Source organism: Kitasatospora sp. NPDC127060 (assembly GCF_042724935.1).
Lineage (GTDB): Bacteria > Actinomycetota > Actinomycetes > Streptomycetales > Streptomycetaceae > Kitasatospora.
The window spans coordinates 1,086-25,842 of record NZ_JBHXEG010000109.1 but is presented as its reverse complement, the minus strand read 5'-3'; the positions used below and the strand labels follow the sequence as shown (position 1 = coordinate 25,842).

The window sequence follows — 24,757 nt, the reverse complement described above, 5'->3', positions numbered from 1 at the left end:
GCCCGGGACTCCCCGGGCGGGGGCGGTTCCGTGGGGGCGAGGCCCTGTCAGAGGTGGGGGAGGGTGGGGTGCCGCCGAGGCGGAGGTCGCCGACGGCGTCGAGGACGGCGATCCGCGGCGTGCCGTCAGGGGTCTGGAAGCCGGCCAGCACCCGGTCGGCGTGGGTGATGCCGCCGGCGTGCGTCCACCGGCCGGTGAGCAGGTAGCCAGCGGGGCGTTCGCCTCGATCGGGTCGCCGAGCGCGGTGCCGGTGCCGTGCGCCTCCACCGCGTCGACCTGCCGCGTGGTGAGCCCGGCGTCGGCGACGGCGGCCTCGATGACGCGCTGCTGGGCGAGGCCACTGGGTACGGACAGCCCGCTGGAGGCGCCGGGCGACATCCAGCAGCAACCGCTGCTGCGGGTCCATGGCGGCGGCCTCGCGGCGCGAGATGCCGAAGAACTCCGGGTCGAGGCCGTCCACCCGCTCCAGGAAGCCACCCCGGGCCGGGCCCCGGCCGCCCCGGTGGTCGGTGACGGCGTCCCCGCCGGCGCGCGGCAGCCGCCAGAACTCCTCCGGCCCGTCCGCCCGCGGGAAGCGGCAGCCGATCCCGACCACGGCGACCGCACCGGACGGCGGACCACCCCCGTCGTACCTGGCCATGTCCTTCATCGACGCACCCCCGTGCCCCCGGACGATCGGACAGTGGCCGATCGAGGGTTGGCTCAACAGGCCTGCTGATCAAGCGACCTGACGTACCGTCGACCGGCCGGTCCCAGATCCGCCCGCCCCGTTCCCGGCAGTCGGCGCGCACCTCTGAGCTGCCTGCATGATCGCATGAGTATCAGTGTCATTAGTCACGTCAATGCCTCACTGAGTATCGCGACTGGCGGGCATAGACGCACCCGTGACCAGCACGGGTGGTGCGTACCCCGCTTACCGGAGACCGGCCGAACCGTGGACGGGCCCGCTCAGTCCTCGCGGCCCGCGGGCGCGGCCCGGCCGTCGCGGTAGTGGAGGACGAAGGTGGTGCCGTCGCCGATGGCCCGGCGCCGGAGGTAGAGCACGGGGCGACCGTCCGGGGCGCAGTTGACGCCCTCGCGGACCAGCAGCGGGGTGCCGGCCGGTACTTCGAGCCGCTCGGCGTCCGCGATGTCCGCCGCGACCGCGGAGAAGCCCCGCCAGTCGACCTCCAGCCGGAGGCCGGTCGCCCGGGTGACGGCCTCGGTCACGTCCCGGGACGCCCCGGAGTCGGACAGCTCCGCCGCGGCCTCGCCCAGCAGTTCGGTGGCGACCCAGTAGCTGCTGACCACCCAGGGCCGCCGGTCGATCCGGGCCAGTGCGTCGATCCTGGTCAACTCCTCGACGGTGCAGCCGAGTCGGACGGCGGCGAGCTGATCGGCCGGGCCGGTCGGGGCGGCGGTGAGCCCCAGCACCCGCTCCTCCGCGCCGCGCAGTGCGGTCGGCGGCAGGCCGCCGCTCCGGTTGCCCAGGTCGATCCTGGCGCTGGCCGGGTCCACCGTGACGTCGACGGTGTGCCGCAGCACCGGACGGCGGACGAAGGTGCCCACGCCGCGACGGATCTCGATGGCCCCGGCCCGGGCCAGCTCGGCGACGGCCTGACGGATCGTCAGACGGTTGGCGCCGAACTCGGCCGCGAACTCGTTCTCGCTCGGCAGCCGGGTGTCCGGGGCGTATTGACCGGCGTCGATGCGGCCCTGGATCCGGCGGGCGATCTGGAGGTACAGCGGTCCGCTGCTTCGACGTGGGGGCACGAATCGATCCTAAACGCCCCCTCCATGACCGTGCCCGCACCCGCCCCGCGCGGGGCGGGGCGGGTGCGGGCGGGCGGGTGCGGCCGCGGGCAAGGACGGCTTGGGCAGCGCGGTGGTGTAGGGCCGCAGCCGGACGCCCTTGCCGCCGGCCACGGTGAAAGCGTGCATGATCAAGTCCTTCCGCCGGGGTGGTGCGGTTCGTGTCGAGTGGTGGAGGTCGGGCGCGGGTGCCGGTCCGTCTAAGGTGAGCGGGAACGTGCTGTCAAGTTCCAGGTGAGGTCGTATTGTTCGCCTACATCGGCTCCGGCCCGTACTGCTTCTCCAACTCGCTCGCCATGGCGCTGGGTCCGGACGCGCCCGGTCCGCAGGTGCTGGAGGTACTGACCGGGTCACCGTTCGGCTTCCAGCTGATCGACGGGGTGCTGCCGTTCTTCGACCCCTTCGGCTGGGACCCGGAGCAGGGCCTGGACGCGGCGATCGGACTGCTGGGCCGGGAGTGCCGCCGCACCGCCGGTGACGACCCCGAGGACGCGGAGCGCAGGCTGCGCGCGGCCGTCACCCAGGGGCCGGCGCTGGCCGGACCGCTGGACATGGGCCTGCTGCTCCAGCAGCCCGGCTCCGGCGAGCCGATCGGCGCCGACCACTACGTCCTGGTGGTGGCGGTCGACGGGGACACCGTGGTCTTCCACGACCCGCACGGCCACCCCTGGGCGACGCTGCCGGTGCCGGCCTTCCTGGCCGCCTGGCAGGCGGAGAAGATCGACTACGTGGAGCAGCCGTACGTGCTGCGCAGCGGCTTCACCCTGGTCCGGGAGACCACCGCGGCCGAGGCGGTCCGGGCCTCGCTGCCGCGCGCCGTGGAGCTGCTGGCCGGCCGGGGCGCCGGCGCGGCCGAGATGCCGCTTGGGTCGCTCGGCACCGCGGCCGGCCTGGAGCGGCTGGCCGAGCAGGTGACCGAGGGCCTGGACCCGGACATCCGGCAGGTGATGGAGAAGTTCTCCGTCCGGGCCGGTGCCCGCCGGCTGTCCGACGCCTCGACCGCCCTGGCCGGGATCGGCTTCCGGAACGCGGCCGAGGTGCTGGGCCGGCAGGCCCGGATCCTCGGCGGGATCCAGTACCCGCTGGTCGTCCAGGACGACGCCGCCGTGATCGCCGGCCTGCGCGCGCTGGCGCCGACCTACGAGGAGCTGCGGGCCGTCCTGACCGCGGAGCTCGCCGAGCACGACGGCGGCCCCGCCGCCGCGGTCGCCGCGGGCTGAGCCGGCCGCCCGGTGCGGCGGACCGGCCACCAGCCGGTCCGCCGTCCTGCGGCCGGGGTCAGTCCGCCGCATCGAGCCGGTCCTCCAGGCGGCGCAGCCCGGACTCCGGCAGCGCCGAGTGGCTGGCCCACGAGGGGGATCGCGGCCGCCCACCACGTGTCCGTGCGGTACCTGCACAAGCTCTTCCGCTACGAGGGGATGACGGCGGCCCGCTGGATCCAGCGCCAGCGCCTCGACATGTGTCGCCGCGACCTCGCCCGCCGGGCAGCGGGCCGGGCGACCGTGGCGGCGGTCGCGGGCCGCTGGGGTTTCGTGAGCGCCAGTCACGTCAGCCGGGCCTTCCGGGCCGCGTACAGCGTCTCCCCGCGCGAGTGGCGGGCAGGTGCCGGGACGGGCTCGGCGCCGGACACCGCGCGACTGCCGGTCACCGCCCCGTCCGGCTTCGGCGTCGCGGTGTGACCCGGTCGTGGGCGCCGCCGAACGCACAGCCGGCGGCCCCCACGACGGCACGACCACGACGGCGCGACCGTGACGGCGCGACCACCGGCCACCACCCACCCGTCACCCGTCACCCGCTTCAACCGCTTCAACCGCTTCAACCGCCGGTGTGGATCTCCGCGAGGTAGCCGCCCGGGAACTGCACCATCGCGCTGTCCCGGCCCCCCACCCAGACCGGCCCCCACGGCACCGACGCGCCGGCGGCCTTCGCCCGGTCCAGGGTGGCGCCGAGGTCGGACACGCCGTACCCGGTCAGCTCCCGGCCGAAGGGGTAGGGCAGGTGGCCGTCCGTGACGGTGACCGTCGTGGTGCCGAAGCCGGAGCTGAGACGCAGGAGCCGGTACGTCGTTCCGGGCAGGCCGATCGCGGCGCCGTCGGCCTGCCGGTCGTCTGAGACGACGCGGCCCCCGGTGAAGGAGAGGTAGCTCCGTAGGAACGCGCCGACCGCGTCCGGCGACAGGTAGAGCCGGTTGTCCGGCACGCTCGCCAGGGCGGGGTAGGAGGGCGGGGTGGTGTGCACGTAGAGCTGGGCGCTGATGCCACCGGGGAACTGGATGACGGCGTCCCGGCCGATCGGGTCGGCGAACGGGGCGACCGTCACGGCCGCGCCGTCGGCCCGGGCGGCCCGGACCGCCTGGTCGAGGTCGGTCACCAGCCAACCGGTGCGTTCGGTGCCGAAGGGGTACGGGACGGGGGTGGTGTAGTCGAACACCGACAGCGTGCCGACCGGTGACAGCACCAGCTCGGAGAGCGTTCGGCTGGACGTCGGGGTCACCTGGGTGGCGTTCGGCCCGATCGTGGTTCCCCCGAAGGTGGAGACCCAACTGGCCGCGAAGGCCTGCTCGGTGCCCGGCGCGACGTAGACGTGGGTGCTGTCGTACTGCGGGCCGACGGCGAACTGCCGGTGTGTGCCCGGCCGTTGCGCCGGGCTGCTCTGGGTCGCCGAGGCGGCGGGGATCGCGGTCAGTGCGGCGATCGCCGCCACCAGCGGGACCACGCGTCGGACGAAGTGTCGTTTCATCGGGTGACCTCCCGGTCGTCGCCGCGCCCGACCCCCGCGGAGGGGCCGGGCGCGTGAGGGTCGTCGAATGAGGTGGGGTCAGGCCACCGGCGGGGCCCAGTGGGTGTCCGGTGCCGAGACCCGGTGGGCGGTCAGCGCGGTGGCCAGGAGCAGCACTGCGGCCAGGGCCAGGGCGGTGACGTGCTGTCCGTGCAGGATCAGTACCGCGCCCGCGAGGCCGCCGAGCAGCATCGCGAGTGCGGAGAGGATCCGGCGTCCCGGGCGGGGTGCGGTGCCGCCGGCCGCCGTGGAGTCGGCGGCGAGGCCGGTCAGGGTGAGGGTGAGGACGGTGGTGGTCAGGTCCGGCACGCCGAGCCGGCGGGCCACCGCGTTCTGCAGGCCCATCCCCAGGCCCAGGAGGACGATCAGGGCGTAGCGGCCGCTGCCGTCGGTGACGGCGTCGGTGACGGCGGCCGCGGCTGTGAGGACCGTCTGGATGCCGGTGGCCAGGGCCAGCAGGCGTCCTCGGTGGGCCGGTGTCCGGCTGCCGAGCCGTCCGCCGGCGAGTGCTCCGGTCAGGAAGGCGCCCAGCGAGACGAGCGAGGCCGCGGCGGACAGTCCCGGGGCGCCCGCGAGGGCGAATCCGAGGAAGACCACGTTGCCGGTCATGTTCGCCACGAACACGTGGCCGAGGCCGAGGTAGCTCACGGCGTCGATCACGCCGGTGGCCACGGTCAGCAGGAGCAGCAGTGGCGGTAGCGGGCCGTGCCGGTCGGTGCGCGCTGGGGCGAGGGTCCGGAGGGCGTCAGTCAGTAGGGCGCGCACCGGCCGTCGCCTCCCCGGGTGCCGACGGGCGGTGCAGGACCGCGCGGGTGAGCAGTCCGCTGGCCGGGCCGAGCGCGATGCACGCGATCGAGAGCCAGAGCGGCCAGGAGGTGAGGCCGACGGCATGGTCGGCGGACCATCGGCCCGGGCCGGTGAGGGCGAGCGATCCCGTGACGACGATCAGGACGAGCGGGTACTCGTAGCCGTCGTTCTGCACCCAGAGCCCGTGCGGCAGTTTGACCGTCAGCGCCACCGTCATCACGCCCATGGCGACCATGGCCGCCAGCGGTGTGAGCGCGCCCAGGGCCAGGAACAGGCCCGAACCGATCTGGCCGGCGCCCGCGGCGAGGGCGGTGAGCCGGCCGCCCGCGAACCCGTCGTGCCGGAACTCCTCCGTCCCGCCCGTCAGGCCGTTGCCGCCCAGGCGGCGGCTCACCTTCTGTATCCCGTGGCCGGCGATGAGCAGGCCCACCACCACCCGGAGGATCAGCAGTCCGGTATCCATCATGTCCTGTTCCTGGTCCCTGTGTTCCCCGAGTCCCGTCAGCCCGCGGCGTGCTCGCCCATGACGGACTGCGCGTAGACGACTCCGAGGCCGTACGCGCCGGCGTGCTCCTTGACGATCTCCATGACGGCGCCGTAGGTCTCCGTGCGGGCCCAGTCGCGCTGGAGCTCCAGCAGCACCTGCACCCAGGTGACCGGCACCGCGCCGGCCTGCACCATCCGCTGGATGGCGTGCTCGTGGGCCTGCGGGGAAACGCCGCCGGAGGCGTCGGTGACGACGTACACCTCGTAGCCCTGGTCGATCATGGACAGCACCGGCAGGACCAGGCAGACCTCGGTCCACAGGCCGGCTATGACGACCTTGCCGCGGCCGGTGGCCTTGACCGCCTGGACGACCGCCTCGTCCTCCCAGGCGTTCATGGAGGTGCGGTCGAGGATCTCGGCCTTGGGGAAGACCGCCGCGAGCTGCGGCAGCAGCGGGCCGGAGAAGGACTCGGCGGCGACGGTGGTCAGCACGGTGGGGACGTCGAAGGCCCGGGCGGCCTTGGCCAGGCCGACGGTGGCGTTGATGATCGCGGTGCGGTCGCCGCTGCCGGTGCCGAAGAACATCTGCGGCTGGTGGTCCACGAAGAGCACCACGGAGTTGTCCGGGGTGAGCAGGTCCGGGCTCGGGGTGGCACTGACCTGGGTGAAGTCGACCATGACGACGGTCCTTTCGGTTCTTTCGGTGGGTCCGTCACGCGGTGGTCCGCGGAGGAAATCCGGGGGGTGAGAGGGGGAGTGGGTGCGCGAAGGAGGGGCGCTGTCAGGGGTCTGCGGGAAGAGGTGACAGGCGATGCGCAGGGACAGCAGGCCGTCCCGGGCGAGTTCGGTCACCGTGGCGTCGTTCTCGGGGAAGTTCTGGAACCCGCCGGCGGCGTCGATCGCGGAGGTCAGGCCGAAGCGGTTCAGCTCGCGCAGGAAGTGCCGGGTGGACGTCCTGCGGTCCTCGGGCGCCAGGACCGGGGCCTTGGCGAGCGTGGAGTACAGGGCCAGCGCGCTGGGCGCCGCCAGCAGCATGCCGTTGGGCTCGCCGCCGGCGGCCCCGGACGATCCGGCCGCCCTTCGGGTCGGGGGTGTCCCGGGTGTACCCGGCGGCCTTCAGCGCCGCGCGGTTGAGGATCGCGGACTGGTAGAGGTGCAGGACGAACACCGGGGTGTCCGGCGCGGCCTCGTTCAGTTCGGCGGGCGTCGGGAGCCGCCGCTCGGCGAACTGCTCCGCCGACCAGCCGCCGACGACCCGCACCCACTGCCCCTTGGGGGCGCGGGCGACCTGCTCCCGCAGCATCGTCAGGGCCTGGCGCAGCGAGGTCACGCCGTCCCAGCGCAGCTCCAGGACGTAGTTGAGACCGCCCCGGATCACGTGCAGGTGGGCGTCGTTGGGGCCGGGCACCACCCGTCGGCCGACGGCGTCGACCACGGTGGTGGACGGTCCGATGAGCGGGGCGATGTCCGTGTCGTCCCCGACGGCCGTGATCAGGCCGTCGCGGATGGCGAGGGCGCCGGCCTGGGGGCGGCGGACGTCCCCGGTGTGGATCTTCGCGTTGCGGACGACGACGTCGGCGGCGTCCTCGACAGCGCGGGGGACCAGCCCGCCGACGGGCATTGCAGACACCTCTCCAGCCTCCTGTGACACGTTCGGATCGCCGCACAGGGCGGCCGGCGACTGGGAGCGTCCGAGCGGGACCCGCCGGCTGACCGGCGATCGGCTTCGGGCACATGGCAGGACGTTAGGACCTTTGCCCGCACCGGAGTTGGCCCACAGCGCACTGCCCCCGGTCCGTCAGCGCACTGCCGGGACGGCGCGGTCGTCGCCACCGGCGCGGGCCGGAGCACTCAAGACGCTCAGGGGCACTCAGGCACTCAGGCACTCAGGACGCTCAGGGCACTCAGGCACTCAGGGCGCTCGGTGGCAACAACCGGTGCACTTCGGAACAAGCCCGCTCCGGAGGCGCCCCTAGCGTGGGGATCACCCATCCACCGACAACCCCCACGGGAGCTCCGATGAGCCTGTCCGACCACCCCCGCACCACCGGCAGCAGCCAGCCGCTGCTGCACCAGAAGGGCAAGGAGATCCAGGAGTTCGGCACCGTCAGCCAACTGCCGCTCGGCCTGACCCGCGACGCGCGCCTCTACGCCTGCCAGCGGCTCAACCAGGTCCTCGCGGACACCCGGATCCTGTACTCCCTCTACAAGAAGCACCACTGGCTGGTGCGCGGGGCGACCTTCTACCAACTGCACCTGCTGCTGGACAAGCACGCGGACGAGCAGCTGGCGCTGGTGGACGCGCTCGCCGAGCGGATACAGGGCCTGGGCGGGGTCGCCGTCGGCGACCCGCGGCACGTCGCGGAGCTCACCTCGATCCCGCGCCCGCCGGACGGCGTCGAGGAGGTGCCGGCGATGCTGTCGCGGCTGCTGTCGGCGCACGAGGGCATCCTCGTCGACGCCCGCGATGCCGCGGCCAGGGTGGCGGCGCTCGGCGACGACGGTACGAACGACCTGCTGGTGTCGCAGGTCGTCCGCACCGGCGAGGCGCAGGTGTGGTTCCTCGCGGAGCACCTGGTGGACACCCCGCTGGTGCGGCTGTGATCCGCCGAGTCCACCCGCGTCCCGCCCCGCCGTGCTGAACGGAGTCGCCGTGGCGTCGTCCGCGACGGTGGAACTGTCCCGCTGGCAGTTCGCCATCACCGCCGTCTTCCACATGACCTTTCCCGCCCTGACCGTGGGGCTGTCGATCCTGCTCGCCGTCGCGTACACGGCCTACCTGCGCACCCGGAACCCGCTCTACCTGCAGATGTTCCGCTTCTGGCGGAAGATCTTCGCGGTCGGTTTCGGTCTCGGCGTGGTGGCCGGCACGGTGATGACCTTCGAGTTCGGCCTGAACTGGGGCAGCTACGCCCACGCGGTGGGCCCGATCCTCGGCGTCACCATCGGGATGGAGGTGATCACGGCCTTCTTCCTGGAGGCAGGCTTCATCGGGATCATGCTCTACGGCGAGGGACGGGTGCGCCCGCGCACCATGGCCCTCGCCTCCTGGATGGTCGCCCTCGGCACGCTGCTGTCCACCACCTGGATCCTCTCCGCGAACAGCTGGATGCAGGACCCGGCCGGCTACACCGAGGTGGCCGGCCAGTTCCAGGCCCGTGACTGGCAACAGGTGCTGCTCAACCCGGCGTTCACCTACCGGTTCCCGCACATGCTGCTCGCGGTGCTGATCAGTGCCGCCTGGTTCGTCGGCGGCATCGCCGCCTGGTACCTGGTGCGGCGGCGCTCGCTCGCCTTCGCCCGCCGCACGCTCTCCCTCGCGCTCGGGGTGCTGGCCGTGCTGATGCCCGTCCAGCTGTACGCGGGCGACGAGACCGCGGTGTTCATGGGGCAGCACCAACCCGCCAAGCTGGAGGCCTTCGAGGGCAACTGGAAGACCGACAACGACGGCTACAACCTGCTCGTCGTCCCCGACACCGACCAGGGCCGGAACAGCCTGCAGATCGGGATCCCGCACCTGGGCGCGGTGATCGGCAAGGACCTGACCGGCCAGGCCCACGTGCCAGGCCTGCTCCAGACCCCGCCGGACCAGCGCCCGAACATGTGGAGCACCTTCTACGGGTTCCGCGCGATGTACTTCACCGCGCTCACGATGTTCGCGATGGCCTTCGCCGGTCTGGTGCTGCGCCTGCGCGGACGGCTGTTCACCGCCCGGCGGTTCCACCGGCTGATGGTGTGGATGACACCCGCCGGCCTGATCGCGATCACCGGCGGATGGATCACCGCGGAAACGGGACGGCAGCCCTGGGTGGTCTACGGCAAGATCCGCACCTCCGACGCCGTCTCCCAACTGTCCACCACCGAGGCGGCACTCAGCCTGGCCGGCTTCGTCGCGGTCTACGCCGTGCTGGTCGCGGTCTGGGTCCGCTACATCGCGCGGGCCGTGAAGGCCGGGCCGGAGGCCGTCGACGTGTCCGCGCCGTCCCCCGTCCCCCCGTCCCGGCCCGCGCCGGGCCGCCCGGCACGACCGGAGGCCGCCCATGGCTGAGTACGCTTCCTACGCACTGGTCCTCTTCGCACTCGGCGCGTACGTCGTCCTGGACGGCTACGACCTCGGGATCGGGATCCTCGGCCTCTTCGACCGCGACGACCGGCGGCGCAAGGAGTACACCGAGCTGGTCGCGACGGCCTGGGACGCCAACGAGAGCTGGATCATCCTCGCCGCGGTCACCCTGTGGGCCGCACTGCCCGGGGTCTACGCCACCGTGCTGCCCGGGCTCTACCTCCCGCTGATCGTGATGCTGCTGGGCTTCGTGCTGCGCGGGCTGGGGCTGGAGCTGCAGAGCGCCGCACCGGACCAGCGGCGCGGCTGGGGTCGGCTGTTCGGCCTCTCCTCGCTGGTGGTGACGGTCTGCCAGGGGCTCGTGGTCGGCACCGTCCTCACCGGCCTGCCCCAGCACCACGGCGTCTACGACGGCGGTGCGCTGCGCTGGCTCAACCCCTACAGCGTGCTGTGCGCACTCGGACTGACCGCGCTGTACCTGCTGGCCGGCGCCGCCTGGCTGCACGCCAAGACGGAGGGCGCCGTCCGCCGCCGGGCCGCCCGGCTCGGGCGCCCGCTGCTCGCGGCGACGGTCGCCGCCGCCCTGGTCCTGGGCTTCGGCCTGAAGGTGGCCGACCCCCAGCGGTTCCACTTCGAACAGCCGCTGCGCGCCGCCCTGTTCGGCCTCGCGGTGGCCTCGGCCGCCGGCTGCGGCGCCGTCGCCTGGTACGGCTTCGGGCGGGCGCCCGACGCCCGTCCGTTCATCGCGGTGCTCGGCGCCCAGGTCGCCGGACTACTGGCCCTGGTGGCCGCGACCGCACCGGTCGTGGTGCCGCCCGCGCTGACCGTGCACGACGCCGCCAGCCCCACCGGTTCCCAGGTGTTCCTGCTGATCGGCGTCGGGGGCTGCATGCCGGTCGTGCTGGCCTACAACATCTACGCCTGGTGGGTGTTCCGCGGGAAGTACCGGGCGCCGTCACCGGCCGCGCTCGCCCTTCCCGACGAACCCCGGCGGGCCCCGGAGACGGCTTCGGCGACCCGCCGCAAGGCGCCCCGCACCGAAGCGCCGAGCACCGATGGCGCGCCGGAGGGGATCCTGCGCACGGTCGCCCGGCGGGGCGGGTTCACCGTGCTCGGTGTCGGCACGGCCGCGGTGGCGCAGGACGTGTTCGGGGGCAAGGGCGAATGGATCGCCCCGGTCGCCCTCGTCCTGTTCGGCCTCGTCTCACTGACCGCCTGGCTGGTCGGTGACCGGCGGGCCTCCGCAGCGGGCGAGTTCGACCTCGATCCGGCGGTGCGGCGATGAGCGACACCGCCGCGTTGCTGGCGCGGCTGGCCGACGACGAGGTGCGGCGCGAGCAGCAGCGGGCGTTGGACCGGCTGCGTGCCTGGGCGTACGCCCAGGCGCCGGCCTTCCGCCGCGCCGGCACCCTGCGCGGACTCGCCGTCCTCGGCACCGTCGGGTGGGCGGCCGGGCTCGGCTGGGCGGCCCGACTGGCCCTGCGGGGCCAGCAGGAGGCGGTCACCCCGGTGTCGGTGCTGCCCGCCGCCTGCCTGGTCGGCGCCGGAATCGCCCTGCGGGCCCTGCTGCTCGCGGCGGGCGACCGGGCCGCGGACGACGCGGCCGCCGCCGTCCGGCACGAGCTGCGCACCCGGCTGTTGACCGCCGCCCTGCCCGCCTGGCGGCGGCCGACCCCCGCCACGGAGCCGCGGACCGCCGACGCCGCCTTCGTCCAGGCGCTCGACGAGGAGGTGGACCGCCTCACCGACTGGCTGACCGGCTACGTCCCGGCGCGCCGGACCATGCTGATCGCCGGCGGCATCGTGCTGGCGGCGATCGCCTCCGGCAGCTGGCTGGTCGCCCTGCTGCTGGTGCTGGCGACCCCACTGCTGCCGGCCAATCTCAAGGTCATCGGCATGGGCACGCGCGCCGCCGTCCAGTCCCAGCTGACGGCCGCCCGGACGCTCAGCGCCCGGCTGCTGGACCAGTTGCGCGGGCTGCCGACACTGGTCGGCCTGGGCGCCGACGAGCAGGCCGCCCGCACCGTGGCGGCGGACGACCGCGAACTGGCCGACCGCACCCAGGCGGTACTGCGCGTGGCGTTCCTCTCCACCGCCTGGGTGGAACTGCTGGTCACCGGAACCCTCGCCGTGGTCGCCACCTACTGCGGCCTGGTGCTGCTCGACTACCTGCACGTGCCCGGCGTGCCCTCGACCATGGGACTGGGCACGGCGCTCTTCGTGCTGACCCTCACTCCGGCCTACTTCGCGCCGGTACGGGAGCTGGCCCGCGGCTACCACGCGCGGGCCGAGGCGTCCGCCGCCGCCGACCTCGTCAACGGCCTGCTGGAGGCGTCCGAAGCCGAGCGGACCGGTCCGGGCAGCCGGGCGCCCGGACCCGCCGACGCGCCGACCAGCGTGCGGCTGCGCGGCGTCGGCGTCACCTTCGCCGACCGCGACCGGCCCGCGCTCGACGGCGTCACCCTGACCGCGCGCCCGGGCCGGCTGGTGGCCGTCACCGGTGCCAGCGGCGCAGGGAAGTCGACGCTGCTCGCCGTCGCGGCCGGGCTGCTGGCGGCCGACTCCGGGTCGAGTGCCCATCAGGCCGACGGGACGACGCGATCCGCCGACCCCCGCGCCGTGTCCTGGATCGGCCAGCCCTGCTACCTGCTGCCGGGCACGGTGCGGGACAACCTGCTGCTGGCCCGCCCGGACGCGGACGACGCCGCCCTCGCGGCGGCCTTCACCGCGCTCGACTTCGCCGGGCTGCTGGCGGCACTGCCCCACGGTCTGGACACGGTCGTCGGCGAGCGCGGCAGCGGGCTCTCCTCGGGCCAGATCCAGCAGTTGGTCTTCGTCCGAGCCCTGTTGCGGGCCGCGCCCGTGCTCTGTCTGGACGAACCGACGGCCCACCTCGATCCGGAGGCCGAACGGCGCGTCACGGCCGCCGTGCGCACGCTGGCGCGTGACCGGACCGTCCTGCTCGCCACCCACAGCCCGGAACTGCTGCGGATCGCCGACGAGGTCATCCACGTCGACCGGGGCCGCGTCCACGGAGCGACCGCGTGAACCCTGTCACCCTGCTGTGGAGCTCGGCCGACCGCCGCGGCCGCCGCGACCTCCTGCTCGGGGCGCTGCTGGCCGCCTGCGCCGAAGTGGCCGCCGCCGGGCTGCTCGGTCTGTCCGGTTGGTTCCTCACCTCCTGCGCCCTGGTCACGCTCCAGGCGAACACCACCTGGTCCTGGATGTACCCCTCGGGCACCGTCCGGGCGCTGGCCCTCGGCCGGACCGGGCTGCGCTACACCGAACGGCTCACCAGCCACCGCGCCCTGCTCGGCGCGACCGTCGCGCTCCGGACCCGGATGGTGCGCGCCACCGCCGCGCTCCCGCCCCGCCAGCTGCGGGACCGGCGGGACGGGGCGCTGCTGGCCCGGCTCACCGACGACGTGGCCGCCGTGGGCGCCCTGCCGGCCCGCTCCCTCGCTCCGCTGACCGGTCTCGGCGTGACGGCCCTGGCCGTGGTGGCGCTGATCGGCGTGGCCGATCCGACGGCCGGGGCCACGGAGGCGCTGCTGCTCGGGCTGGCCCTCACCGTGGCCGTGCGCACCAACCGCCGGGCCCTCGCGCACCGCGCCGAGGCCGTCAGCGAACGGGCCGCCGCCCGATCCGCCCTGCTCAGTGCACGAGCGGCGATCGCCGAACTGCACTGCCTGGACGTCGTGGACCTGGCCCGCGACCAGGTCGCCCAGCGGGTGGAGCTCGCCCATCGAGCCGACGCCGCGTCACTCGCCACCCTGCGCGGCGGCCGACTGCTGCTCCGGCTGCTCGCCGCGGTCGGCCAGGTCGCCGTCCTGCTGCTCGCGCTCGCCGGCCGCTCGACGGTCCAGCCGGTCGCCGCGGCCATCGGCGAGACGCTGCTGGTCGCCGCCGGCTACGAACTCGTCGAGGCCCTGCCGCAGATCCTGCGCGACCACGGCTCGGCCGCGCACTCCGCGCTGCGGCTGACCGACCTGCTCGCGGGCGCCCGCGCACTGCCCTCCGGAGCGGCCGTCGCCTCACACCGGGACGCGCCGCTGACCGTACGCGAGCTCCCGCTGGGCCGGGGAGCGGCCCGGTGGTCGACCACCCTCCCACCGGGCAGCGTCACCCTGGTCAGCGGGCCCAACGGGAGTGGCAAGAGCACCCTGCTCAACATGCTCGCCGGACGGATCGACAGCCCCTCCCCCGGTGTCGTACTCCTCGGCGGCTCCCCCTTGCACGCGCTCCCCGCGGCGGCGGTCGCCACCACCCTCACCCTCGTCGAAGCCGAGGACTGGCTGGCGGACAGCACCGTCGCCGACAACCTCCGCCAGGCCGCCCCCACCGCCGATGACGCCACACTTCGTACGGCGCTCACCGTCGCGACCTTGGCGGACCTCGAACTCGACACACCCACCGGGCCGTTGGGCAGCGCGCTGTCGCAAGGGCAGCGGCGCCGACTCGGCATCGCCCGTGCCGTGCTGCGCGACCCCGCGGTGCTCCTCCTCGACGAGCCCGTCGCCGGGCTCGACCGGCCCACGGCGGTGCGGCTGCTGAGCGGGATCCGCGCGGCGCTGCCGCGCTGTGCGCTCGTCATAGCCCTGCCGGACCAGCATCACGACCTGCTGCCGTTCCCGGTGGACACCGTGCTCGCGCTGGGCAGTTGAGGACCGGGCGCTTGAGGACCGGGCAGTTGAGGACCAGGCAGTTGAGGACCGCGCAGGTGAGGACCGGCCGGTACACCGGATTGACCGACGTCAAGATCAACCGGCCTTTCAGCCAGCGCTGTTCGGCCTGCACCACGAGGACGGTCAGCATGCCCTTCATCACGGTCGGCGAAGAGAACGCCGGCAGCATCGACCTGTACTACGAGGACCACGGCTCCGGCCGGCCCGTGGTGCTCGTCCACGGCTGGCCGCTCAACGGGGCCTCCTGGGAGAAGCAGGAGGCCGCGCTGCTCGCCGCCGGCCACCGGGTGATCACCTATGACCGCCGCGGCTTCGGCGCCTCCGACAAACCGGCGTCCGGCTACGACCAGGACCACGACACCTTCGCTGCCGACCTGCACGCCGTACTCTGCCGCCTCGACCTGCGGAACGTGGTCCTGGTCGGCTTCTCCATGGGCATGAGGCCGTGCGGGGCGCCCTTCAGCACCACCAGGCGGGCGCCCGCGATGCTCCGGGAGAGCGGGACCGCGGTCGAGCGCAGCGGCAGCGTGCGGTCGGCGTCGCCGTGGACGACCAGGACAGGGACGCCGATCCGGGCCAGGTCCGCGCGGAAGTCGGCGAGCCGGGCCGGGGCGTGGTCCAGGGACGCCCCGGCGGAAGCCGAGACGCCGATGTTCCAGCTGCACTGGACCACCTGGTCGCTGACCCGCTCGCCGCCGAGCAGGCACTTGATCACCATCTAGTTGAATGCTAAATTAAATCCCGGTCCGGGCCACCGCCCGCGGCCTCAGATCAGGAGGAACGATGACGACCACCGTCGCGAACAACCCCGACCGGTCGCGATTCGAGATCACCGACGACGGTGCACTCGCCGGCTTCGCCGAGTACCACCGGTTCGAGAACGAGATCGCTTTCATCCACACCGAGATCGACCCGGAGTTCGCCGGGCGCGGCCTCGCCGGCACCCTGGCCCGCGCCGCCCTGGACACCGTCCGGGAGCAGGGGCTCGCGGTCCTCCCCTACTGCCCGTTCATCCGCGCCTGGATCGGCAAGCACCCGGAGTACGTCGACCTGGTGCCCGAGGCACAGCGCACCCGCTTCGGCTTCTGACCGCCGCTCCGACCGCCGGCCGCGGACACCGCGGCCGGCATTCTCCACCCACTGTGGGACCACGCGGGGGGGTGCGCTGACAGGCCGTGCGCGCGCCGCGGTCGTGACCCTCGTGACGACCGCGGCCCGGACTTGATGCCGCTGGCTCCGAGGAACTTGACGGCGGCCAGTTCCGGCGCGGTGGCCCGGCGGGTGGGCGTGCCTCCGCTGCTCGGCACGCGCCAGACCGCGCCGAGGACCGAGTCAGCCACGTAGAGGTGGTGTTCGTCCGGTCGAGCGTCAGCCCGTTGGGCAGGCCGTCGGCGAGAAGGGCGGCGATGCGCTGCGGCGTGCCGCCGGGCCGCAGGCGCCAGAGGCCGGTCAGGTCGCTGCTGCCGGTGGCGTAGAGGAAGCACGGGGTTCCGTCGTGGGAGCGGACGACTCCGCCGAGGAACGGTGACGACAGGGCCGGGGTGGTGGAACCGGCCGGGGCTCGGGCATGGTCGCGAGAACGCGCACCGTGCCGTCCTGGCCGATACGGGCGATCTGGCGGCCTGAGGGCGAAGGTGACGGCGAGGGCTGCCGCGACGACCGAGACCGCGAGGCCGGTGCGCGTACCTTGTCGGGAACTTTGGCATGGGGGTTCGCCCTTTCTTCCGTGGACGGAAGCCGCCGGTGGTTCCCTGCGGGCGAAGTACCGCCGACCCGGAGGGGACGCCACGGTCCACGGCGGCGGTCCGTTGTTCGCCCGTGCCCTGCCGCTGGTCCGCGGGCGCCCGGGCCCGGTGCCACGATGCCGCGGCATCCACCGCGCCGAGCAGTCGGTGTACACCCTGAGGCAACGACCCTTCGTCGCGAGTCAAGTCGACCACTGGAAATGCGGATAGCTTCGGTCTCGGCGGTCGGGGGAAGATCCGGCCGCGCAATCCGGCTTCGGCAGGACTCCTGGCGAATCCCGATGCGCTGACGCTCCTCCGCCCGGTCGATGACCGATGACCGGCGACCGGCGACCGCGTGCTCGTCCGGCACGGCCCCGAGATCCTCGACGGCCCCCGGCAGTGACCGGGGCTCCCCGCGCAGACAGCGCCCGAGTCCCTGCCCATGCCCGGAGCGCCACCCGCGCTCCACCCACCACCGACCTGCCCGACGGGCCGGTCGATCCCAGCAACTGGAAAGGCACATCATGCCGTTCATCACCCTGACCGACGGTTCGCAGAAGTTCTACAAGGACTGGGGCACCGGCCGTCCGGTCGTCCTCTCGCACGGCTGGCCGCTGAACGCCGACGCGTGGGACAGCCTCGCCGTCGCCGTCGCCGACGCCGGCTACCGGGTCATCGCCCACGACCGGCGCGGGCACGGCCGGTCCGAGCAGACCTGGGACGGCAACCACATGGACCAGTACGCGGACGACCTGGCCGAGTTGCTGGAGCAGCTCGACCTCACCGACGCCGTCCTGGTCGGCCACTCGACCGGCGGCGGCGAGGTCGCCCGCTACCTCGGCCGCCACGGCAGCGACCGGGTGCGCAAGGCCGTCCTGCTCGGCGCCGTGCCGCCGCTGATGCTCCGGACCGAGACCAACCCCGAGGGCACCCCGATCGAGGCCTTCGACGGCATCCGGGCCGGCGTCGCGGCCGACCGGTCGCAGTTCTACTACGACCTCAGCGAGACCTTCTTCGGCTACAACCGGCCCGGTGCCGAGGTCTCCGACGGCAAGCGCCGCGAGTTCTGGCTCCAGGGCATGCAGGCCGGCCTGAAGGCCGCCCTCGACTGCGTCGCGGCGTTCTCCGAGACCGACTTCACCGAGGACCTCAAGAAGATCGACATCCCGGTCCTGGTCGCCCACGGCGGCGACGACCAGATCGTCCCGATCGCCGCGTCCGCGGAGAAGAGCGCCGAGCTTCTCTCCCAGGGCATCCTCAAGGTCTACCCCGGCGCCCCGCACGGCCTGGTCGGCGCGTACGAGGCCGCGTTCACCAAGGACCTGATCGAGTTCCTCGGCGCCTGAGCCCGTGGCCGGGTGCGGGCCGTGGCCGCGCACCCGCGTGGTCCGGGCCGCACGGGAGAAGACCGGCCGGCAGGACCTGGGCCGACCGGACGACTTCGTGAGCGTCGTCGGCCCAGGGCGTCCGGCGTCGGGGTCGCGGGTCGCGGGTCGCGGGTCGAGCGTTGGAGGCACGCGAGGATCGGGGCGGGTGCGAAGCGGCTCTGGAGGTCCGGGTGTCTCTCCCCCCGTGTCGGGGAGGTAGGAGGATACGCAGACCAGGCCGACGACCTTGGGCACCACCCCGGCCACGGTGATCACGGCCCCTCCGGAGGCGTGGCCGACCAGGACCACCGGTCCGTCGATCCGGTCCAGCAGAGCGGCGAGGTAGGCCGCGTCCTGGGCCGGGCCCCGCAGCGGCGTCGCGGCGGCTAGGACCGGGATCCGATGGCGCTGGAGTTCGGCGACGACGCCTATCCAGCTGCTGGTGTCGGCGAATCCGCCGTGGACGAGGACGACGCTCGGGGCGGTGGGCATCAAGGGGCCTTTCCAGGTGGGGCCGCGTCCGACCGGTCCGCGGTCACGGCGTGTGGTGACGAGCAGGGACAGCAGGTCGGCCGCGTGGCGGGCCAGCTGGTGACGCGAGGTCATGAGCGCGTCTCGCGGCCGGTCGGGGTCGCCGTCCGCGCTGGCCAGCTCCAGCAGGAACCGGGAGGCCAGCGAGCCGATCCCGGTGCTGCCCCGGGCGAGCAGCCCGTGGACGTGGGCGTGCTCGCGGGCGGCGAGGGCGAGGTAGAAACGCGGCACGCGGAACCAGAGGAAGACACCGGATCCGGCGCGCAGGAGGTTCGGGGGCTGAGGAGCGCTGCTGACGAGCAGGTCACCCGGCTCCAACGGGATGTCGACGCCCTGGCGCCGGACGATCGCGTCTCCCCGCCGATACACACCCACGTGCAGGTGCTCGTCGGGCCCGGCCCCCCCGGGGGCGGCGGGAGAAGGTCGATGCGCTCCGGGCCGCCGCCGGTCCGTGAGTCAGAGCGGGCGGCGGCCGGGGCGGTTTCGGACATGACTGTGGTGTCCGACTGGACCACGGGAATTCCGATCCGGGAAGCGCGGGGGCGCGGGGGCATGCGGCTGCGAGTCCAGCGGACTCAGCAGCGGACACGGCAGCGCTGAACACGGCAGCGCTGACCGCGGCAGCGCTGACCGCGGCGAAGTTCTCCTGGAGGAGGAAGGGGACCTGCGGGCCCGCGGCCTCGGCAGGGATCAGCTCGGCGAGGAACCGCCGGGGCCGGGGCGCGACATGGCTTCCGTCGCAGCCGAACACCGGTGAGGGAGCCAGGATCCGCGGCAGGACGCCGCGCCGGGCCTGCGCGCAGTGGTCGAACTGCGGCGGCACCGCGATCTCCGACCGGGCCGCTGTCTCGGAACGCCGTTCGCGCCCCGGCCCCCGTCATCGGTGACCAACTCGTGCACGGCTCTTTCTTCCTCTCGATCGGGCCGCCCCGGGGGTACCGTGCCAGGCGGCCCGCGGCCCTGGTGCGCCACTGGAAGAAGTCTGACGCCGACGCCCCCGAAGGCACCACCGACCGCCGTAGGGATTGTGCGGGCCGGCTTCCTCGCTCTGTGGCAAAGCGTGATCCGAAGGGATCGCCCCAGCTCAGAGCGTACGCATCAGGACGTACGCATCAGGGCGTGAGCAGCGGCTACGACCCGGCCACCAGCTCGCGGATCCGCACGCCCAGGTGGAGCAACAGCCGGTTGGCCCCGCTGTCCGGGTCCGCGGGGACATGCGGCCGGGGGTACCGCCGCGCTGCGGCGGCGCCCCCGGGCTGTTCCGGCTCCCGATCAGAAGAAGCAGGGGTCCAGCGGCACCTGCGCCTGTCCGGGCAGCGCGAGACCGCGCGCCGCGCGCCAGGCGTGCTGCTCGCCGGAGGCGGCCACGGCCTCCAGCACGCCTTCGGCCTGGCGGACCCCGGCGGCCAGGCTGGGGGCGGGGGTGGCGTGGTAACCGCCGAAGCGCGTGACCGGGCTCCAGGAGGGCGTCACCGCGGGCAGATCGGGGGCCAGGCCCTGGTGTTCCGCGACAGCGTGGACGATCCGCCCGCCGACGACGGTGAGGACGGACTCGATGTGCGGGATGTCAGCCTCGGGCACGGTGAAGTAGTCGGCGCCGAGCAGCGCGAAGTCGGCGTAACTCCCCACCATCAGACGGCCCTTGACTTCTTCCTCACCGGTGAGGCGGGCCCCGCCGAGGGTGTAGAGCTCCAGGGCCTGTTCGCGGCTGAGCCGGTTGTGCTCGGCCGCGAGGCGCCGCCCGGAGACGGCCCGGCCGGAGACCAGCCAGTGCAGGGAGACCCAGGGGTTGTAGGAGGAGACCCGGGTGGCGTCGGTGCCCGCGGCGACGGTGAGGCCGCGGTCCAGCATGGCGCGCAGTGGCGGCGCCTCGGCGGCGGCGGGGGCCCCGTAACGGGACACGAACGCCTCGCCCTGGAAGGAGAGGCGGTTCTGCACCGAGATGGCGCCGCCCAGGGCCGCGATCCGGTCGAGGCTGTCCGGGCTGACGGTCTCCGCGTGGTCGAAGAGCCAGCGGCCGCCCTGTGGGAAGAGGCCCTCGGCGGCGAGCTTCTCGAACACCGCGAGGTCGCGGCGGATGGTCTCGTCGTAGGTGGCGTGCAGCCGGAAGCCCCAGCCGTGCTCCGTCAGAAGCCGGACGGCCTTCTCGAACTCCGTCTCGTAGGAGCCGAGTTGCGGCCTGGGTTCGGTGAAGTTCTCGAAGTCGGCGGCGGCCCAGGTGAGGTTCTCCCCCGCGCCGTTGAGGCGCAGCCACGCGTCGCCTTCCCCTGGGCGCACGGTGTCGACCCAGCGGGTGAGGTCGTCCAGTTCCTGCCCGGCGGTCTGCGGGAAGAGGTGGTAGGCGATGCGCAGGCTCAGTTCGCCGCGGCGGGCGAGTTCCATGACGGTGCCGTAGTTCTCGGGGAAGCTCTGGAAGCCGCCGGCGGCGTCGATCGCGGAGGTGAGGCCGAAGCGGTTCAGCTCGCGCAGGAAGTGCCGGGTGGAGCCGATCCGGTCGGTCTCGTCCAGCGTCGGGGCCTTGGCCAGGGTGGAGTAGAGCAGTAGGGCGCCCGGGGCGGCGATCAGCAGGCCGGTCGGTTCGCCGTCGTGGCCGCGCACGATCTGGCCGCCGGTCGGGTCGGGGGTGGACCGGGTGAAGCCTGCGGCGCGCAGCGCGGCCCGGTTGAGCAGCGCCGACTGGTAGAGGTGCAGCACGAAGACGGGGGTGTCGGGTGCCGCCGCGTTGAGCTCCTCCAGGGTGGGCAGCCGACGCTCGGCGAACTGGTCTGCGGACCATCCGCCGACCACCCGCACCCACTGGCCGGGCGGGGTGCGCTCGGCCTGCAGCCGGAGCATGGCGAGCGCCTCACGCAGCGTCGGGACGCCGTCCCAGCGCAGCTCCAGCACGTAGTTGAGGCCGCCGCGGATGACGTGCAGGTGCGCGTCGTTGAGGCCGGGGACGGCCCGACGGCCGAGCGCGTCGACCACCCGGGTACCGGGGCCGACCAGCGGAGCGACGTCCGCGTCGTCGCCGACCGCCTGGATCAGTCCGTCCCGGACGGCCACGGCGGTGGCCTGCGGGCGGCGCGGGTCGTTGGTGTGCACCTTGGCGTTGCGGACCACGAGGTCGGCGGGCTGCTCGGGAGCACCGGGGCGGATTCCGGCGACGGGCATGGTGGACAAGGGAGGTCCCTTCGTTGGGTGGTGTTCGGTGGCGGGGGTTGCGGGTGTGCGCGGGGTCAGTGGAATCCGAGCGCGGAGGGAGTCACTGCCGGGCCGCCGGCCGGCCGCGGATTCGCCAGGGCCGTGAGGACCAGCGCCGCGAGCTCTCCCCCGGCCCGTTCGATCCGCGCCGGCAGGCTGCCGGTGTGCGTGTCGCCCGTCCCGCCCCAGTCCTCGGAGGCCGCGAAGACCCCGGTCGGCGCGACGAGCGCACGCTGGTAGGCGAAGAGCGGGCGCATCGCGTGCTCCAGGGCCAGGGAGTGGCGCGCGGTGCCGCCGGTCGCGCCGATCAGCACCGGCTTGCCGGCCAGGGCGCCGGGTTCGAGCAGGTCGAAGAACGATTTGAACAGGCCGCTGTAGGAGGCCGAGAAGATCGGGGACACGGCGATCAGCGCGTCCGCCGTGCTCACCTCCTCCAGCGCGCCACCCAGGGCCTGCGTCGGGAAGCCGGAGAGCAGGTGGTGCGAGATGGGGGTGGCCAGAGGTCGCAACTCGTTTACCAGTAGCCGCACTTCGCGGCCGGAACGGGTCAGCTCGACGGAAGCGGCCTCGGCGAGGCGGTCCGCGAGCAGGCGGGTGGACGAGGGCTGGCTGAGCCCGCCCGAGATCACGGCCAGCGTGACCGGCGAGTTCGGTTCCATGGGGGACTCCGTCCTGGTCAGGAGGCGGCGGGGACGTTGTCCCGGAGCGTGGCGTGGGTGGGGGCATCGGGGACGGTCGCGGGCCGGCCCTTGGCGAACTCCTCGCGGAGGACGGGCACGACCTCCTCGCCGAGGAGGTCGAGCTGCTCCAGCACCGTCTTGAGCGGCAGGCCGGCGTGGTCCATCAGGAACAGCTGGCGCTGGTAGTCGCCGACGGCCTCACGGAAGGTCAGGGTGCGCTCGATGACCTCCTGCGGGCTGCCCACGGTCAGCGGGGTCTGCTCGGTGAACTCCTCCAGCGAGGGCCCGTGCCCGTACACCGGCGCGTTGTCGAAGTACGGACGGAACTCGCGCACCGCGTCCTGGGAGTTCTTCCGCATGAACACCTGCCCGCCGAGGCCGACGACCGCCTGCTCGGGCGTGCCGTGGCCGTGGTGGGCGAAGCGCTCTCGGTAGAGCGCGACCATCCGCCGGGTGTGCTCCTGGGGCCAGAAGATGTTGTTGTGGAAGAAGCCGTCGCCGTAGTACGCGGCCTGTTCGGCGATCTCGGGGCTGCGGATCGAGCCGTGCCAGACGAACGGCGGCACGCCGTCCAGTGGCCTGGGCGTGGCGGTGAAGGCCTGCAGCGGGCTGCGGAAGCGGCCTTCCCAGTCGACCACGTCCTCTCGCCAAAGCCGGTGCAGCAGCGCGTAGTTCTCGACCGCGAGCGGGATGCCCTGGCGAATGTCCTGGCCGAACCACGGGTAGACCGGGCCGGTGTTCCCGCGCCCGAGCATGAGGTCGACGCGGCCGTCGGCGACGTGCTGCAGCATCGCGTAGTCCTCGGCGATCTTCACCGGGTCGTTGGTGGTGATCAGCGTGGTCGAGGTGGAGAGGATGATCCGCTCGGTCCTCGCGGCGATCCAGCCGAGCATGGTCGTCGGCGAGGACGGGACGAACGGCGGGTTGTGGTGCTCGCCCGTGGCGAAGACGTCCAGGCCGACCTCCTCGGCCTTGAGGGCGATGGCCAGGATCGCCTTGAGGCGCTCGCGCTCGGTCGGCGCCCGCCCCGTGGTCGGGTCGACTGTCACGTCGCCGACGCTGAATATCCCGAACTGCATGGGTTGCCGCCTTTCCGCTGGCTGATCGCGGCCCGACGGGGCCACCCGGCGAAACCTAGGCAGCCGGCGGTGCGCGAAGGACTTCCGCAGCGCATGACCAGTGGCCCCGCAGCGCACTGAAGCGCTCGACCGACCCACCCCGGCCTGTCGTGCGTTGTCAGGACAGGCCCGGGCGCACAGCGGGCAGAACACCGGGGGCGACCCGCACTAGCGTCGTTGGACGAGGCACCCCGGCGATCCGGGACGATCGCCTGATGCTGTGTCAATTCACAGAGTTCCCAATGAAAGAGAAGACCAATGGTCGACTTCGCCAACGTCCACGCCGCCCCGAGCCCCGACCTGCTCACCCCCGACAACGCGATGATGCTGTTCGTCGACCACCAGCCGCAGATGTTCTTCGGCACCGGCAGCGGCGACCGCACCGCGATCATCAACGCCACGGTCGGCCTGGCGAAGGCCGCGAAGATCTTCGGCGTGCCGACGGTGCTGTCCACCGTCGCCGCCGAGTCCTTCTCCGGCCCGATCCTCCCGCAGCTCAAGGCGGTGTTCCCCGACCAGGAGATCATCGACCGTACGAGCATGAACGCCTGGGAGGACGAGGCCCTGGTCGAGGCGGTCAAGACCACCGGCCGCACCAAGATCATCCTGTCCGGCCTGTGGACCGAGGTCTGCCTCGTCCTGCCGGCCCTGTCCGCGCTGGGCCAGGGCTACGAGGTCTACGTCGTCGCCGACGCCTCCGGCGGCGTCAGCCCGCTGGCCCACGAGCACGCCCTGCAGCGGATGACCGCCGCCGGCGCCGTGCCCGTCACCTGGATCCAGGTCCTGCTGGAGCTCCAGCGCGACTGGGCCCGCGCCGAGACCTACGTCCCGGTGACCGAGCTGGTCATGGAGCACGGCGGGGCCTACGGCCTGGGCCTGGTCTACGCCCACTCCATGATCGACCCGCACGCCGCCGGCTGACGGGCGGCACTGAAGCAACGGAGTCCGACATGAACACCGGCCTTCTCCTGCTGCGCCTGGTCGCCGGCCTGCTGATCGCGGGCCACGGCGTCCAGAAGATCAGCTTCCACCTCGGTGGCGGCGGCCTGGAGGGCGGCAGCGCCGAATTCCGGGGCGACGGCTTCCGCGGCGGCAAGCTCACCGCGCTGTCCGCCGGCGGCACCCAGATCGGGGCCGGACTGATGCTGGCCGCCGGCCTGCTCACCCCACTGGCCGGCGCTGGCCTCATGGGCGTGATGACGGTCGCCCTGACGGTCAAGTGGCCGCACGGGCTGTGGGTGCAGCACGACGGGTACGAGTTCCCGTTCGTCCTGATCGTCATCGGCGCGGCGCTGACCGCGACCGGCCCCGGCCAGTGGTCGGTCGACGGGGCCCTCGGCCTGGCGCACTGGCCGCTGTGGTGGCTGCCCGCGGCCGTGGTCGCCGGAGTGGGCGGTGGCCTGGCCACCCGGCTCGCCCTGCACCGCGCCTGAGGCGCCTGCGACCGAGCGGTCCCGGGCCCCGGGGGGTGGGACCCCCCGGGGGCCCGGGGCCCCCGGGCAACCCCCGGGCGGGGGGGGGGGCCGCACCACCCCAAGTGA

General features: G+C 73.5%; 20 protein-coding genes and 5 pseudogenes. 12 read left to right on the top strand and 13 right to left on the bottom strand.

Annotation, left to right across the window (positions count from 1 at the left end; genetic code table 11):
• Positions 1-201: 201 nt before the first annotated feature.
• From ACFWIS_RS37010 to ACFWIS_RS36995, 4 genes and pseudogenes are all read right to left on the bottom strand, one after another.
• Positions 202-369 (bottom strand): annotated as a pseudogene (locus tag ACFWIS_RS37010) (hypothetical protein); the annotation flags it as partial.
• Positions 370-424: 55 nt separating this feature from the next.
• Positions 425-640, bottom strand: a pseudogene (locus tag ACFWIS_RS37005) (beta-ketoacyl synthase N-terminal-like domain-containing protein); the annotation flags it as partial.
• A 308-nt stretch (positions 641-948) separates the two neighbouring features.
• The gene (locus ACFWIS_RS37000) at positions 949-1,752 is read right to left on the bottom strand and encodes a GntR family transcriptional regulator (protein ID WP_380462140.1); all 804 of its coding nucleotides are present in this window, start codon (positions 1,750-1,752) and stop codon (positions 949-951) included.
• 87 nt (positions 1,753-1,839) lie between these two features.
• Positions 1,840-1,920 (bottom strand): annotated as a pseudogene (locus ACFWIS_RS36995) (nucleotidyltransferase family protein); the annotation flags it as partial.
• Positions 1,921-2,036: 116 nt separating this feature from the next.
• On the opposite strand from ACFWIS_RS36995, the gene ACFWIS_RS36990 reads away from it, so the two are divergent.
• Both ACFWIS_RS36990 and ACFWIS_RS36985 read left to right on the top strand, forming a co-directional pair.
• Positions 2,037-3,011 (top strand): hypothetical protein, encoded by a 975-nt coding sequence (locus ACFWIS_RS36990; RefSeq protein ID WP_380462141.1) that lies wholly within the window; start codon positions 2,037-2,039, stop codon positions 3,009-3,011.
• A gap of 162 nt (positions 3,012-3,173) precedes the next feature.
• Positions 3,174-3,470, top strand: a complete 297-nt coding sequence (locus ACFWIS_RS36985) for a helix-turn-helix domain-containing protein (RefSeq protein ID WP_380462142.1) — start codon at positions 3,174-3,176, stop codon at positions 3,468-3,470.
• 136 nt (positions 3,471-3,606) lie between these two features.
• Here the strand turns inward: ACFWIS_RS36985 and ACFWIS_RS36980 are convergent, their stop codons facing one another.
• The 5 genes and pseudogenes from ACFWIS_RS36980 to ACFWIS_RS36960 all read right to left on the bottom strand — a co-directional run.
• A complete protein-coding gene (locus tag ACFWIS_RS36980; protein WP_380462143.1) occupies positions 3,607-4,530 on the bottom strand; it encodes a glyoxalase in 924 nt (307 codons plus the stop codon).
• 78 nt (positions 4,531-4,608) lie between these two features.
• Positions 4,609-5,334 carry a YoaK family protein gene (locus tag ACFWIS_RS36975; RefSeq protein ID WP_380462144.1) on the bottom strand — a complete coding sequence of 242 codons (726 nt, stop codon included), beginning with the start codon at positions 5,332-5,334 and terminating at the stop codon, positions 4,609-4,611.
• Positions 5,315-5,839, bottom strand: coding sequence for a DoxX family protein (locus ACFWIS_RS36970; protein ID WP_380462157.1), 525 nt, complete (start codon positions 5,837-5,839; stop codon positions 5,315-5,317). The genes ACFWIS_RS36975 and ACFWIS_RS36970 overlap by 20 nt, the downstream gene beginning before the upstream one ends.
• A 38-nt stretch (positions 5,840-5,877) precedes the next feature.
• The gene (locus tag ACFWIS_RS36965; RefSeq protein WP_380462158.1) at positions 5,878-6,540 is read right to left on the bottom strand and encodes a hydrolase; all 663 of its coding nucleotides are present in this window, start codon (positions 6,538-6,540) and stop codon (positions 5,878-5,880) included.
• 108 nt (positions 6,541-6,648) lie between these two features.
• Positions 6,649-7,492 (bottom strand): annotated as a pseudogene (locus ACFWIS_RS36960) (amidohydrolase family protein); the annotation flags it as partial.
• A gap of 389 nt (positions 7,493-7,881) precedes the next feature.
• On the opposite strand from ACFWIS_RS36960, the gene ACFWIS_RS36955 reads away from it, so the two are divergent.
• From ACFWIS_RS36955 to ACFWIS_RS36920, 8 genes are all read left to right on the top strand, one after another.
• Positions 7,882-8,466, top strand: coding sequence for a Dps family protein (locus tag ACFWIS_RS36955; RefSeq protein ID WP_380462145.1), 585 nt, complete (start codon positions 7,882-7,884; stop codon positions 8,464-8,466).
• Between the two features lie 49 nt (positions 8,467-8,515).
• Positions 8,516-9,910: a cytochrome ubiquinol oxidase subunit I gene (locus ACFWIS_RS36950; RefSeq protein WP_380462146.1), complete on the top strand. Its 1,395-nt coding sequence runs from the start codon at positions 8,516-8,518 to the stop codon at positions 9,908-9,910.
• Positions 9,903-11,210 (top strand): cytochrome d ubiquinol oxidase subunit II, encoded by a 1,308-nt coding sequence (locus ACFWIS_RS36945; protein WP_380462147.1) that lies wholly within the window; start codon positions 9,903-9,905, stop codon positions 11,208-11,210. The genes ACFWIS_RS36950 and ACFWIS_RS36945 overlap by 8 nt, the downstream gene beginning before the upstream one ends.
• Complete coding sequence (locus ACFWIS_RS36940) at positions 11,207-12,973, top strand: ATP-binding cassette domain-containing protein (RefSeq protein WP_380462148.1); 1,767 nt, start codon at positions 11,207-11,209, stop codon at positions 12,971-12,973. The genes ACFWIS_RS36945 and ACFWIS_RS36940 overlap by 4 nt, the downstream gene beginning before the upstream one ends.
• Positions 12,970-14,589: an ATP-binding cassette domain-containing protein gene (locus ACFWIS_RS36935; RefSeq protein ID WP_380462149.1), complete on the top strand. Its 1,620-nt coding sequence runs from the start codon at positions 12,970-12,972 to the stop codon at positions 14,587-14,589. The genes ACFWIS_RS36940 and ACFWIS_RS36935 overlap by 4 nt, the downstream gene beginning before the upstream one ends.
• A gap of 149 nt (positions 14,590-14,738) precedes the next feature.
• Positions 14,739-15,332, top strand: a complete 594-nt coding sequence (locus ACFWIS_RS36930) for an alpha/beta fold hydrolase (RefSeq protein ID WP_380462150.1) — start codon at positions 14,739-14,741, stop codon at positions 15,330-15,332.
• A 61-nt stretch (positions 15,333-15,393) separates the two neighbouring features.
• A complete protein-coding gene (locus ACFWIS_RS36925; RefSeq protein WP_380462151.1) occupies positions 15,394-15,699 on the top strand; it encodes a GNAT family N-acetyltransferase in 306 nt (101 codons plus the stop codon).
• A 1,162-nt stretch (positions 15,700-16,861) separates the two neighbouring features.
• Positions 16,862-17,683 carry an alpha/beta fold hydrolase gene (locus tag ACFWIS_RS36920; RefSeq protein WP_380462152.1) on the top strand — a complete coding sequence of 274 codons (822 nt, stop codon included), beginning with the start codon at positions 16,862-16,864 and terminating at the stop codon, positions 17,681-17,683.
• A gap of 168 nt (positions 17,684-17,851) precedes the next feature.
• Here the strand turns inward: ACFWIS_RS36920 and ACFWIS_RS36915 are convergent.
• From ACFWIS_RS36915 to ACFWIS_RS36900, 4 genes and pseudogenes are all read right to left on the bottom strand, one after another.
• Positions 17,852-18,196 (bottom strand): annotated as a pseudogene (locus ACFWIS_RS36915) (alpha/beta fold hydrolase); the annotation flags it as partial.
• A 1,311-nt stretch (positions 18,197-19,507) separates the two neighbouring features.
• Positions 19,508-21,388 carry an amidohydrolase gene (locus ACFWIS_RS36910; protein WP_380462159.1) on the bottom strand — a complete coding sequence of 627 codons (1,881 nt, stop codon included), beginning with the start codon at positions 21,386-21,388 and terminating at the stop codon, positions 19,508-19,510.
• Positions 21,389-21,453: 65 nt separating this feature from the next.
• Positions 21,454-22,077, bottom strand: a complete 624-nt coding sequence (locus tag ACFWIS_RS36905; RefSeq protein ID WP_380462153.1) for an FMN reductase — start codon at positions 22,075-22,077, stop codon at positions 21,454-21,456.
• Positions 22,078-22,094: 17 nt separating this feature from the next.
• Positions 22,095-23,177, bottom strand: a complete 1,083-nt coding sequence (locus ACFWIS_RS36900; RefSeq protein WP_380462154.1) for an LLM class flavin-dependent oxidoreductase — start codon at positions 23,175-23,177, stop codon at positions 22,095-22,097.
• 297 nt (positions 23,178-23,474) lie between these two features.
• Between ACFWIS_RS36900 and ACFWIS_RS36895 the strand changes: the two genes are divergently transcribed.
• Complete coding sequence (locus ACFWIS_RS36895) at positions 23,475-24,137, top strand: hydrolase (protein ID WP_380462155.1); 663 nt, start codon at positions 23,475-23,477, stop codon at positions 24,135-24,137.
• 29 nt (positions 24,138-24,166) lie between these two features.
• Complete coding sequence (locus tag ACFWIS_RS36890; RefSeq protein ID WP_380462156.1) at positions 24,167-24,649, top strand: DoxX family protein; 483 nt, start codon at positions 24,167-24,169, stop codon at positions 24,647-24,649.
• Positions 24,650-24,757: the final 108 nt, after the last annotated feature.

What these genes read in the sequence shown, in the direction of transcription:
- ACFWIS_RS36980 (WP_380462143.1), bottom strand. Translation starts at nt 4,530, where the DNA reads ATGAAACGACACTTCGTCCGACGCGTGGTCCCGCTGGTGGCGGCGATC.
- ACFWIS_RS36970 (WP_380462157.1), bottom strand. Translation starts at nt 5,839, where the DNA reads ATGGATACCGGACTGCTGATCCTCCGGGTGGTGGTGGGCCTGCTCATC.
- ACFWIS_RS36965 (WP_380462158.1), bottom strand. Translation starts at nt 6,540, where the DNA reads ATGGTCGACTTCACCCAGGTCAGTGCCACCCCGAGCCCGGACCTGCTC.
- ACFWIS_RS36955 (WP_380462145.1), top strand. Translation starts at nt 7,882, where the DNA reads ATGAGCCTGTCCGACCACCCCCGCACCACCGGCAGCAGCCAGCCGCTG.
- ACFWIS_RS36945 (WP_380462147.1), top strand. Translation starts at nt 9,903, where the DNA reads ATGGCTGAGTACGCTTCCTACGCACTGGTCCTCTTCGCACTCGGCGCG.
- ACFWIS_RS36940 (WP_380462148.1), top strand. Translation starts at nt 11,207, where the DNA reads ATGAGCGACACCGCCGCGTTGCTGGCGCGGCTGGCCGACGACGAGGTG.
- ACFWIS_RS36930 (WP_380462150.1), top strand. Translation starts at nt 14,739, where the DNA reads ATGCCCTTCATCACGGTCGGCGAAGAGAACGCCGGCAGCATCGACCTG.
- ACFWIS_RS36925 (WP_380462151.1), top strand. Translation starts at nt 15,394, where the DNA reads ATGACGACCACCGTCGCGAACAACCCCGACCGGTCGCGATTCGAGATC.
- ACFWIS_RS36920 (WP_380462152.1), top strand. Translation starts at nt 16,862, where the DNA reads ATGCCGTTCATCACCCTGACCGACGGTTCGCAGAAGTTCTACAAGGAC.
- ACFWIS_RS36910 (WP_380462159.1), bottom strand. Translation starts at nt 21,388, where the DNA reads ATGCCCGTCGCCGGAATCCGCCCCGGTGCTCCCGAGCAGCCCGCCGAC.
- ACFWIS_RS36905 (WP_380462153.1), bottom strand. Translation starts at nt 22,077, where the DNA reads ATGGAACCGAACTCGCCGGTCACGCTGGCCGTGATCTCGGGCGGGCTC.
- ACFWIS_RS36900 (WP_380462154.1), bottom strand. Translation starts at nt 23,177, where the DNA reads ATGCAGTTCGGGATATTCAGCGTCGGCGACGTGACAGTCGACCCGACC.
- ACFWIS_RS36895 (WP_380462155.1), top strand. Translation starts at nt 23,475, where the DNA reads ATGGTCGACTTCGCCAACGTCCACGCCGCCCCGAGCCCCGACCTGCTC.
- ACFWIS_RS36890 (WP_380462156.1), top strand. Translation starts at nt 24,167, where the DNA reads ATGAACACCGGCCTTCTCCTGCTGCGCCTGGTCGCCGGCCTGCTGATC.